Source organism: Amycolatopsis sp. NPDC005003, from assembly GCF_053600695.1.
The window spans coordinates 45,514-55,838 of the sequence record NZ_JBSGAI010000054.1 but is presented as its reverse complement, the minus strand read 5'-3'; the positions used below and the strand labels follow the sequence as shown (position 1 = coordinate 55,838).

Here is a 10,325-nt window from a genome sequence, read left to right as displayed (position 1 = left end):
CCGCCCTGCCCCCCCTGGTGGGTGGGTGGGGGGGGCCGCGCGGGGGGCGCGGGGGGGGCGGCCCCGGGGCCCCGCCTCGTCTATTTGGGGGGTCGTGTCGGCCGGGCGTGGCGCGGGGAGCGGGCATCTCGCGTGATCAGCGGGGCATCTCACGCGACTGGAGGGGCATCACGCGTGATCGGGGACGGAACTCGCGTGATTGGAGGCGGGAGTCGCGTGATTGGGGGCGGGGCTTGGGGGGCGTTCGGCGGCGGGGGCGGGTTGCGGATGGCGGGTTTCCCACCGATCCGGGTACGACCGGCGCGTTCGCGCGGACGGTCGATGGACAGCGCCGGGTTCGGTGAGTAGCTTCCCGATACTGGCGCCTCCGAGTGGATTTCTGACGTCCGACGGCGCCCGCTACCTTCTGGGAGGCTGGTCGTGACGACCCGAAATCGGAGGTTCCATGCGCTCGCCCTGCCCGTCGCGGGGGTGCTCGCCTTCACCGGTGTGGGTGTCGCGACCGCGGCGAGCGCGCCGCGGATGAGCGTGGACGCGCAGGCCGAGGCCGCCGCGACACAGGCGCTGCGCGGGCTGACGCTCGAGCAGAAGGTCGGCCAGCTGTTCGTCACCTGGGTGAACGGCAAGACCGCCGACGAGGTCAACCCGAAGAACCAGACCGACTTCGGCGTCGACACCCCGGCCCAGGTCATCCGGAAGTACCACCTCGGCGGGGTCATCTACTTCAACAACGACTCGCGCGACAACTTCGACGACCCCGTGCAGGTCGCGAAGCTGTCCAACGGCCTCCAGAAGGCCGCCGTCACGAGCGGGGCGCACATCCCGCTGCAGATCGCCGCGGACCAGGAAGGCGGCACCGTCACGCGGATGGGCGCGCCGGCCACCGAGTTCCCGAACGCCATGGCCATCTCCGCCGGCCGGGACACGAACCGCGCGACGCAGGCCGCGACGATCCTCGGCCGGGAACTGCGCGCCGTCGGGATCAACCAGGACTTCGCGCCCGATTCGGACGTCAACTCCAATCCCGTCAACCCGGTCATCGGCGTCCGGTCCTTCTCCGGGCGGCCCGGCCTGGCCAGCGACTTCGTCACCGCCGAAGTGAAGGGCTTCGAGCAGTCCGTCGCGGCGACGGCCAAGCACTTCCCCGGGCACGGCGCCGCGCCGACCGACAGCCACACCGGGCTGCCGCGGATCGACAGCACCGAGGCGCAGTGGCGGGCCACCGACGTGCCGCCGTTCAAGGCCGCGATCGCCGCCGGCGTCGACTCGATCATGAGCGCGCACATCCAGTTCCCGAGCCTCGACCCGTCGCTCGAACCCGCGACGCTGTCGAAGCCGATCATCACCGATCGCCTGCGCAACGAGCTGGGCTACGACGGCGTCGTGATCACCGACGCCCTCGAGATGGAGGGCGTCCGCAAGCTGCACAGCGACGCCGAGATCCCGGTGCTCGCGCTGAAGGCGGGCGTCGACCAGCTGCTGATGCCGGTGCACCTGGAACTCGCGATCAACTCGGTCCTCGCCGCCGTCAGGTCCGGTGACCTCCCGATGCGGCGGATCGACCAGAGCGTGCTGCGCGTGCTCAAGCTCAAGTTCAAGCGCGGCATCCTGTTCTCGCCGTTCGTCGACACCGGCAAGGTCATGAAGACCGTCGGCGTCCCGGCGAGCCTCAAGACCGCGCAGGACATCGCCGATCGCGGCATCACGGCCATCGCGAACGACGCCGGCCTCCTGCCCCTGAAGCAGAAGCCCGCGACCACGCTCGTCACCGGCTGGGGTGTCTCCACGACAGCGACCCTCGCCCAGAAGCTGACCGCCCACGGCACGGCCGCGACGGCCTACCAAACCGGCCAGACCCCGACGGACGCCCAGATCGCGCAGGCCGTCGCCAAGGCCCAGACCGCCGACCTGGTCGTCGTGCTGACGAACAACATCGCCACCTACCCCCTGCAGACCAAGCTCCTGGACGCGCTGCAGGCCACCGGGAAGCCGGTCGTCGCGGTCGCCGCGCAGATCCCGTACGACGCCGGCTATCCGAGCGCGGTGAAGACGTGGCTGGCCACCTACGGCTACATCGGGCCGACCCTGGAGGCGCTGGCCAAGGTGATCCTCGGCGAGACGAAACCGGTCGGGAAGCTGCCGGTCGACATCCCGGCCGGCGCCGACGTGCAGACCGTGAAGTACCCCTTCGGCCACGGGCTGACCTGGTGAACCTCAACCGGCGCCACTTCCTCGGCGCGGGCGCGCTCGCCGTCCCGATGCTGGCGGGCGGCTCGGCTGTCGCCGGAGCCCAGCCCGAACCGGCCGGGCGAGAACACAGCCGCGTCCTCACCGGCGCGGAGCAGCTGGCCGCGCAGGGCTGGCGCCCGCTCCAGGGCCGCAAGCTGGGCGTGCTCTCGAACCCGACCGGCGTCCTGCTGAACGGCGACCACATCGTCGACTCGATGGTCGCCGCCGGTGTGAAACCGGTGGCGGCCTTCGGCCCCGAGCACGGCTTCCGCGGCAGCGCGCAGGCCGGCGGCTCCGAGGGCGACTACACCGACCCTCGCACCGGCATCCCGGTCTACGACGCGTACGGCGTCGACGCGACGAAGCTCGCTTCGCTGTTCACCAAGGCAGGCGTCGACACAGTCGTGTTCGACATCGCCGACGTCGGCGCCCGCTTCTACACCTACATCTGGTCGCTCTACACCGCGATGGCGGCCGCGGCGCAGGTCAAAGCCGCCTTCGTCGTGCTCGACCGGCCGAACCCGCTCGGCGGCCGGGCGGCCGGCCCGGTGCTCGACCCGAAGTTCGCCTCCGGGATCGGGCGGCAGCCGATCGCCCAGCAGCACGGCATGACCGTCGGCGAGCTCGCCCGCTTCTTCGCCGGAGAGTTCTTGCCGGACGAAGTGCACCTCGACGTCGTCGAGGTCCGCGGCTGGCAGCGTGACACGCTCTTCGCGCGGACCGGGCTGAACTGGGTGCTGCCGAGCCCGAACATGCCGACGCCGGACACCGCGCTCGTCTACCCGGGCACCGGGATGTTCGAAGGCACGGTGTTCTCCGAGGGCCGCGGCACGACCCGGCCGTTCGAGATCATCGGCGCGCCCGGGCTCGACTGGCGCTGGCGCGAAAAGCTCGAAGACGAGCAGCTGCCCGGGGCGAAGTTCCGCGAGACGTACTTCGTCCCGACGTTCGGCAAGTTCGTCAACCAGACCTGCGGGGGCGTGCAGCTGTCCGTCAGCGACCCGCAGGCCTTCGACGCGATCCGGACCGCCGTCGCCATGCTCGTCACGGCGAAGGCCCTGCACCCGGACGTGTTCGCCTGGCGGCCCGACAACTACATCGACAAGCTGTCCGGGTCCGACCGGCTCCGGACCATGGTCGACGCCGGCGCAGGCGTCGACGAGGTCACCGGCGCCTGGCGGGCCGAGCTGGCCGGCTTCAACCGGAGACGCCGCCACTACCTGCTCTATCGCTGAGGGGGAGACTCGTGCGTGCTAGGAAGGTGCTCGTCGCGGCCACCGCAGTGCTGGTCGCCCTGACCACATTGACCTCTGGAGCCAGCGCCATCACCAGCCACGATCCGGCGACCGGCCGCTTCGACCGGCCGCAGCACGGGTTCGCCCCGCCGTGGACGACGCTGCGCGACGGACGGCCCCAGGACGTCGGCCTCGACCCGGCGCCGATCAAGGCCGCCGAGGACTTCCTGGCGAGCTGGACGAAGCCGGACGCCTCCGGGCACCCGCACTTCTCCGGGGCGGTCGGCCTGCTCGCGCACGACGGCGTGGTCGTCGACCGGTACGCGGTCGGCGGCGCGCTGCGGTACGCCGACGCCAAGGGCACCGAACTGCCCGCGGAGCAGCAGGTCCCGATGAAGAACGACACGATCTTCGACCTGGCCTCGATCTCGAAGCTGTTCACCTCGATCGCCGTCATGCAGCTGGTCGAACGCGGGCAGTTCACCATCGACACGCCCGTCAGCCGCTTCTTCCCGGAGTTCGCCACCGGCGACAAGGCCGCCATCACGGTCAAGATGCTGCTCACGCACGTCTCCGGGTTCGACGCCGACCCGATCCCGTCGCTCTGGGCGGGCTACCCGGACATCCCGTCGCGCCGGCAGGCCGTGCTCGACAGCCCGCTGAAGAACAAGCCGGGGACGACGTACCTCTACTCCGACATCAACCTGCTGACGCTGGGCTTCATCGTCGAGAAGCTGACCGGCCAGTCCCTCGACAAGGTGGTGCACGACCGGATCACCGCGCCGCTCGGCATGGCCGACACCGGGTACAACCCGCCCGCGGCGAAGCTGGCCCGGATCGCCGCGACGGAGTTCCAGGCGAACCCACCGCGCGGGATGGTGCGCGGCAGCGTGCACGACGAGAACGCGTGGTCACTCGGCGGCGTCGCCGGGCACGCGGGCGTGTTCAGCACCGCGGGCGACCTGGCCACCCTCGCCCAGACGATGCTCGACGGCGGCAGCTACCGCGGGCACCGGATCCTCCGCGAGGAGACCGTGCGCCGGCTGCTGACGAACTACAACCAGCAGTTCCCGGACGACGCGCACGGCCTGGGCTTCGAGCTCGACCAGCCCTGGTACATGGGCGCCCTGGCGTCGCCGGTCACCGCCGGGCACACCGGTTACACCGGAACGACGCTGGTCATCGACCTCGAGTCCCGGTCGTTCGCGATTCTGCTCACCAACCGGGTGCACCCGAGCCGGAGCTGGGGCTCGATCAACACCGCCCGCCAGGTCTGGGCGACGTCGCTGGCCAGGGCCATGGCTGTGCGGCCGGTGGCCGGGAAGGACGCCTGGACGAGCACGCTGGGTGATGCCGGGGTCGCAACGCTCAGCACCCGGGCGTTCACCACGCATAGTGATCAAGCGCGGGTGTCCTTCGCTGCTTTCGTGGACACCGAAGGCAGCAGTGATCCACTTCAGCTGCAGGTCAGCACCGACGGCGTTAACTGGCAACCGATCGCCCTATCGGTTTCCGGACCGGGGGCACCCTCCGGAACCGTGACGTCGCTCTCCGGGCACGGGCACCGCACCTGGTGGCGGGCGGTGGGCACCGTGCCGCAGGGCGCGTCGGTGCACCTCCGCTGGCGTTACAGCACCGACCCGAGTTACACGGGACGAGGAGTTTCGGTGGACGGTGTGAAAGTCACCGAGAGCGGCCGATCACTCCTCGACGGTGAACGAGACCCCTCGACCTTCGTCGCAGAGGGTTGGCAGTTGACCTCTCGGTGACCGGCCGGTCGCCGAGTGTCCACCACAAGCCTGAGTTTACCGTCTTCTTGCCGCTTGCACCGCGACACTAAGTTGCCAAGTCGTTAGCTTGACCTCGTTAACAAGGTCGACCTGGTTGGCGACTTTCTGGTCAGTGATTAATCGCAAATCCAGATCCGCAGACACGGACGGGTTGCGATCCGACCGAAGGGTGTGGGTAGCCTTGTCGCAGATGCCAACGGTTAGTAACTTTCCGACGGTGAGTGATACCGAATCCGTAGTCGGCACGGCACCGTCCGAGCCCGTATCGGTCCAGACGGCCGTGCGGGACGCCGACTCCAGCCCGCTGGTGCGGATCCGGTCCCTGCTCCCCGGCCTGGCGCGCGCCGAACAGCGCGTGGCCAAGGTGGTGCTGGAAGACCCCGCGTCGGTGGCGCGGCGCAGCATCACCGAGGTGGCCTTGGCCGCCAACACGAGCGAGACCACGGTGACGCGGTTCTGCAAGGCCGTCGGCGTCGGCGGGTACCCGCAGCTGCGCATCGCGCTGGCCGCGGACACCGCGCGCACCGAGGCGCGCACCACGCGCAACCTCGGCGGCGAGATCGGCCCGGAGGACGACCTGGCCGCGGTGATCGGCAAGGTCAGCTTCGCCGACGCGCGGGCCGTCGAGGAGACGGCCGACCAGCTCGAGGTCGCCACCCTCGAGCGGGTGATCGAGGTCGTCGCGAGCGCCGGCCGGGTGGACGTCTACGGCGTGGGCGCCAGCGCGTTCGTCGCCGCCGACCTGCAGCAGAAGCTGCACCGCATCGGCCGCGTGTGCTTCGCGTGGTCGGACACGCACATCATGCTCACCTCGGCCGCGGTGCTGAGCCCCGGTGACGTCGCGATCGGCGTCTCGCACACCGGCGCGACCACCGACACCGTCGAGGCGCTGCGCGTGGCGCGGGAGCACGGCGCGACCACCATCGCCGTGACGAACTTCCCGCGGTCCCCGATCACCGAGGTCGCCGACCACGTTTTGACGACCGCGGCCCGGGAAACCACGTTCCGTTCGGGCGCCACGGCGAGCCGGATCGCCCAGCTCACCGTCATCGACTGCCTGTTCATCGGCGTCGCGCAGCGGCACATGGACGCGTCGGTCAGCGCACTGGACGCGACCAGGGACGCAGTCGGATCACACCGCTTGGGGGTCAGGCCGGACGGTCGTCGCCGTCCGCGGGAAACCGGCAAGTAGATGACCGGAGAAAATGTGAGGCGCATGATGACTGTCCCCGTGCAGACGGTGCACGTCGATTCGCCGACCGAAACCCGCAATCCCCGCACGCGGGACATCGACCTGATGTCCACCGCGGGGATCCTGGGCGCGATCAACGCCGAGGACCGCACGGTTCCCGGTGCCGTCGCCGCGGTGCTGCCCCAGGTGGCGCACGCGGTGGACTACGCGGTGGACGCCCTGCGGGCCGGGGGCCGGGTGCACTACGTCGGCGCGGGCACGTCCGGGCGGCTGGCCACGCTGGACGCGGCCGAGCTGGTGCCGACGTTCAACGTGCCGGGCGACTGGTTCATCGCGCACCACGCCGGCGGCGAGCGCGCGCTGCGCCAGGCCGTCGAAAACGCGGAGGACGACTCGGCGGCCGGGGCGGCCGAGATGGCCGCGATGGTGCAGCCGGGCGACTTCGTGCTCGGGCTGACGGCGTCGGGCAGGACGCCGTACGTGCTGGGCGCGCTGCTGGCGGCGTCGCGCCAGGGCGCCCGGACCGGCCTGGTCTCGGGCAACGCCAAGGCCGCGAAGCCGGCCGGGGTGGACGTGCTCATCGCCGTCGACACCGGTCCGGAGGCGATCGCCGGCTCGACCCGGATGAAGGCGGGCACGGCGCAGAAGATGATCCTCACGTCGTTCTCCACCGCGACGATGATCAAGCTGGGCCGGACCTACTCCAACCTGATGGTCAGCATGCGGGCGACGAACGCGAAGCTGCGCGGGCGGACCATCCGGATCCTGCAGGAAGCCACCGGTATGACGATGGCGGACTGTTCGGACGCGCTCACCGAGGCCGGGGGCGACCTCAAGGTGGCGCTGGTGCACTTGCTGTCCGGCGAGGACGTCAAGAGCGCCGCGAAGGCTCTGCACACGTCCGGCGGGCACGTGCGCAAGGCTCTGGACACTCTCAGGGTGCGAGCGAGCTAGATCTTTATCTGTTCATCTGTCTAACCTCTCAGATGAGAGGAAGGCGGGTGGGCGATGGCGGGCACGGACGAGGGCTCGCGGCGTGGGCTGACGCGCCGCGAGTGGGTGTCGATCGGCGGGATGGGCGGATTCGTCCTGCTGCTGAACGTCGTGGGCTGGGGCGTGCTCACGGCGTTCGTCGTGCCGCACCACTACGCGCTGGGCACGTCCGGCGTGTTCGGGATCGGGCTGGGTGTCACGGCGTTCACGCTCGGCATGCGGCACGCGTTCGACGCCGACCACATCGCGGCGATCGACAACACGACCCGCAAGCTGATGGGCGACGGCCAGCGGCCGCTTTCGGTCGGCTTCTGGTTCTCCCTCGGGCACTCGACGATCGTGTTCGTGCTGTGCCTGCTGCTGTCGCTGGGCGTCCGCGCGCTGGCCGGGCAGGTCGAGGATGACTCGTCGGCGTTGCACCAGGCCACCGGCGTGATCGGGACTTCGGTGTCCGGGGTGTTCCTGTACGTGATCGCGATCCTCAACCTCGTGGTGCTCGTCGGGATCCTGCGCGTCTTCAAGAAGATGCGCCGCGGCGACTTCGACGAAGCCGCGCTCGAACGCCAGCTGGACAACCGCGGCGTCATGAACCGGCTGCTGCGCGGCGCGACGAAGGCCGTGCGCAAGCCGTGGCACATCTACCCGGTCGGGCTGCTGTTCGGCCTCGGCTTCGACACCGCGACCGAAATCGGGCTGCTGGTGCTGGCCGCGGGCGCGGCGACCTTCGCGCTGCCGTGGTACGCGATCCTCGTGCTGCCGATCCTCTTCGCGGCCGGGATGAGCCTGTTCGACACCGTGGACGGCTGCTTCATGAACTTCGCCTACGGCTGGGCGTTCGCGAAGCCGGTGCGCAAGATCTTCTACAACATCACGGTGACCGCGCTGTCGGTCGCGGTGGCGCTGCTCATCGGGACCATCGAGCTGGTGTCGATCCTCGCCGAGAAGCTGGACATCACGAGCGGGCCGCTGGCCGCGATCGCGTCGGTGAACCTGGACTACGTGGGGTTCGGGATCGTCGGGCTGTTCGTGCTGACCTGGGTCATCGCACTGGCGGTGTGGCGGTTCGGGCGGATCGAAGAGAAGTGGTCGGCGAAGCTTTCCTGAGCGCGTCGCCCAGCGCGGCGACGGCGGCCAGCGCGCCGGCCGGGCCGACCCACGACGGCCCCGCGGCGGCGAGGACCACCCCGCCCACCGCGGAACCGAGCGCGCCACCGACGTAGATCGCCGAGCCGTTCAGTCCCAATGCGACGGTCGGGGGGAGCGCCGGACGACCACTTCGAGCCGCGCGCGCAGGCCGGCCGCCGGCACGCGCACCTCGGGGACGAGCGGGATCAGCACCGCGACGAGCACCGCGGCCACCCCGATCCCCCACATCACCGCGCGCCAGCCGAACCAGTTCCCGGCCAGCACGCCGAGCACCATCGACACACTCATCCCGGCGGAGACGGTCGCGAGCGCGCAGCCACGGCGTGCTTCGGACGAGAGCGTCCCGGCGAGGACGTAGGCGTTGGACTGGAAGGCGGCCGCACCGATCGCCGCGAGCAGCCGCGCGACGGACTCCGTCACGTGCAGGTCGGCGGCGATGGCTTGCTGGACGCCGTGCTCGCCTAAGAAGCCGCGTCCGAAATGCTCTTCGCTTCGCGCGCACCCGCTTCGAACGCTTCGCAGCAGAAGAGCAGCCACGCGCGCACGCCCTCCGGCGTCCCGCCCGCGAATCCCTCCGCCGCTTCGAGGTAATGCGGGACCCGGCGGAAGAACGCCACTTCCGGCACGCTCAACGACTTCGGGTCGAGACCGGTCGCGACCATCGTCAGCCGGGCGGCCGCGCGCGCGACCACGCCGTCCGCGCTGCCGAACGGCTTGAGCGCCAGCAGTTCTCCGTGCACGACCGCCGTCAGCACCGGTCCCGGCACCGACGTCGCCCCGGTCACCAGCTGGGCGAGCAGTTCGAGGCGGCCGCCGCCGGACTGGGGGCGGCCCAGCGCGTCCAGGTCCTCCACGAGGTCCGCCGCGGCGAGGACGTGCAGCCGCGCCAACGCCTGCAGTGGCGCGCGGCGCCACGTCGGCAGCAGCGACTCCAGCGTCTCCGCGACGCGCAGGGCGCCGGCGAGGACCGGGTCGGCGACCGCGCCGTCGGCGGGCAGTTCCGGGTTGGCGCCTTCGATGCCGGCGGACGCGCGGGCCGCACGGACCGAGGCTTCCGCCGCCGTCGCCGCGCCGCCGCGGAGGTTCGCCGGGAGGCGGTGGACCGCGAACACCGCGTCCTGTGCGGACTTCGCGGCCGCCGCGACGCCTTCGAGGTCGAGAAGGGGCTTCAGCGGGTCGGTCATGCGTCGAGCACCTGTCCTTCGCGGGTGACCACGGGCGGCAGCACCGACCACGGGAAGTTGATCCAGCGGTCGGTGTGCCGCCAGACGTACTCGCACTTCACCGTCGAGTGCGGCTTCTCGTAGACGACCGCCGAGCGCACCTCGGCGACGTGCTCGAGGCAGAAGTCGCGGACCAGCTTGAGCGTGGCGCCGGTGTCGGCGACGTCGTCGGCGATCAGCACCTTCTTGCTCGTCAGGTCGACGACGTTGGGCACCGGCGGCAGCATCACCGGCAGGTCGAGGCGCTGGTCGACGCCGGTGTAGAACTCGACGTTCATCACGTGCAGGTTCTTCACGTCGAGCGCGTAGCCGAGCGCACCGGCGACGAAGAGGCCACCGCGCGCGATCGAGAGGATGAGGTCCGGCGCGAAGCCGTCTTCGGCAATGGCGTGAGCCAGTTCACGGCTCGCCGTGCCGAACAGCTCCCAGCCCAGCTCTTCCCGCTCTTCGGCCATCGATCTCGCCCTTCGTCGTGGTCAGCCGAGCATAGGCAACCCCGAAGTGGCCTTTGAAAATG

General features: G+C 70.6%; 9 protein-coding genes. 6 read left to right on the top strand and 3 right to left on the bottom strand.

Annotated features, from left to right (window positions below; translation table 11 throughout):
• Positions 1 to 522: 522 nt before the first annotated feature.
• The 6 genes from ACWED2_RS41250 (at position 523) to ACWED2_RS41225 (ending at position 8,543) form a co-directional block, all read left to right on the top strand.
• Positions 523 to 2,211, top strand: a complete 1,689-nt coding sequence (locus ACWED2_RS41250) for a glycoside hydrolase family 3 protein (protein ID WP_449695956.1) — start codon at positions 523 to 525, stop codon at positions 2,209 to 2,211.
• Entirely contained in the window at positions 2,208 to 3,464 is a 1,257-nt protein-coding gene (locus ACWED2_RS41245; protein ID WP_449695951.1) for an exo-beta-N-acetylmuramidase NamZ family protein, read from the top strand. The genes ACWED2_RS41250 and ACWED2_RS41245 overlap by 4 nt, the downstream gene beginning before the upstream one ends.
• Positions 3,465 to 3,511: 47 nt before the next feature.
• Complete coding sequence (locus ACWED2_RS41240; protein ID WP_449695955.1) at positions 3,512 to 5,233, top strand: serine hydrolase; 1,722 nt, start codon at positions 3,512 to 3,514, stop codon at positions 5,231 to 5,233.
• Positions 5,234 to 5,471: 238 nt separating this feature from the next.
• Positions 5,472 to 6,446 (top strand): MurR/RpiR family transcriptional regulator, encoded by a 975-nt coding sequence (locus ACWED2_RS41235; protein WP_449695950.1) that lies wholly within the window; start codon positions 5,472 to 5,474, stop codon positions 6,444 to 6,446.
• 24 nt (positions 6,447 to 6,470) lie between these two features.
• Positions 6,471 to 7,400: an N-acetylmuramic acid 6-phosphate etherase gene (locus ACWED2_RS41230; RefSeq protein ID WP_449695949.1), complete on the top strand. Its 930-nt coding sequence runs from the start codon at positions 6,471 to 6,473 to the stop codon at positions 7,398 to 7,400.
• Between the two features lie 54 nt (positions 7,401 to 7,454).
• Positions 7,455 to 8,543 (top strand): HoxN/HupN/NixA family nickel/cobalt transporter, encoded by a 1,089-nt coding sequence (locus tag ACWED2_RS41225; RefSeq protein WP_449695948.1) that lies wholly within the window; start codon positions 7,455 to 7,457, stop codon positions 8,541 to 8,543.
• Between the two features lie 129 nt (positions 8,544 to 8,672).
• Here the strand turns inward: ACWED2_RS41225 and ACWED2_RS41220 are convergent, their stop codons facing one another.
• The 3 genes from ACWED2_RS41220 to ACWED2_RS41210 are packed head-to-tail and all read right to left on the bottom strand — an operon-like array spanning position 8,673 to position 10,263.
• Entirely contained in the window at positions 8,673 to 9,005 is a 333-nt protein-coding gene (locus ACWED2_RS41220; RefSeq protein WP_449695947.1) for an MFS transporter, read from the bottom strand.
• A 41-nt stretch (positions 9,006 to 9,046) separates the two neighbouring features.
• Positions 9,047 to 9,769 (bottom strand): oxidoreductase, encoded by a 723-nt coding sequence (locus tag ACWED2_RS41215; RefSeq protein WP_449695946.1) that lies wholly within the window; start codon positions 9,767 to 9,769, stop codon positions 9,047 to 9,049.
• On the bottom strand, positions 9,766 to 10,263 hold the full coding sequence (locus tag ACWED2_RS41210; RefSeq protein ID WP_449695945.1) for a phosphoribosyltransferase: 498 nt from the start codon (positions 10,261 to 10,263) through the stop codon (positions 9,766 to 9,768). The genes ACWED2_RS41215 and ACWED2_RS41210 overlap by 4 nt, the downstream gene beginning before the upstream one ends.
• Positions 10,264 to 10,325 lie beyond the last annotated feature (62 nt).

Excerpts from the sequence above, each read along its gene's own strand:
- ACWED2_RS41250 (WP_449695956.1), top strand. The coding sequence starts at position 523 with ATGAGCGTGGACGCGCAGGCCGAGGCCGCCGCGACACAGGCGCTGCGC.
- ACWED2_RS41230 (WP_449695949.1), top strand. The coding sequence starts at position 6,471 with ATGATGACTGTCCCCGTGCAGACGGTGCACGTCGATTCGCCGACCGAA.
- ACWED2_RS41225 (WP_449695948.1), top strand. The coding sequence starts at position 7,455 with ATGGCGGGCACGGACGAGGGCTCGCGGCGTGGGCTGACGCGCCGCGAG.
- ACWED2_RS41215 (WP_449695946.1), bottom strand. The coding sequence starts at position 9,769 with ATGACCGACCCGCTGAAGCCCCTTCTCGACCTCGAAGGCGTCGCGGCG.
- ACWED2_RS41210 (WP_449695945.1), bottom strand. The coding sequence starts at position 10,263 with ATGGCCGAAGAGCGGGAAGAGCTGGGCTGGGAGCTGTTCGGCACGGCG.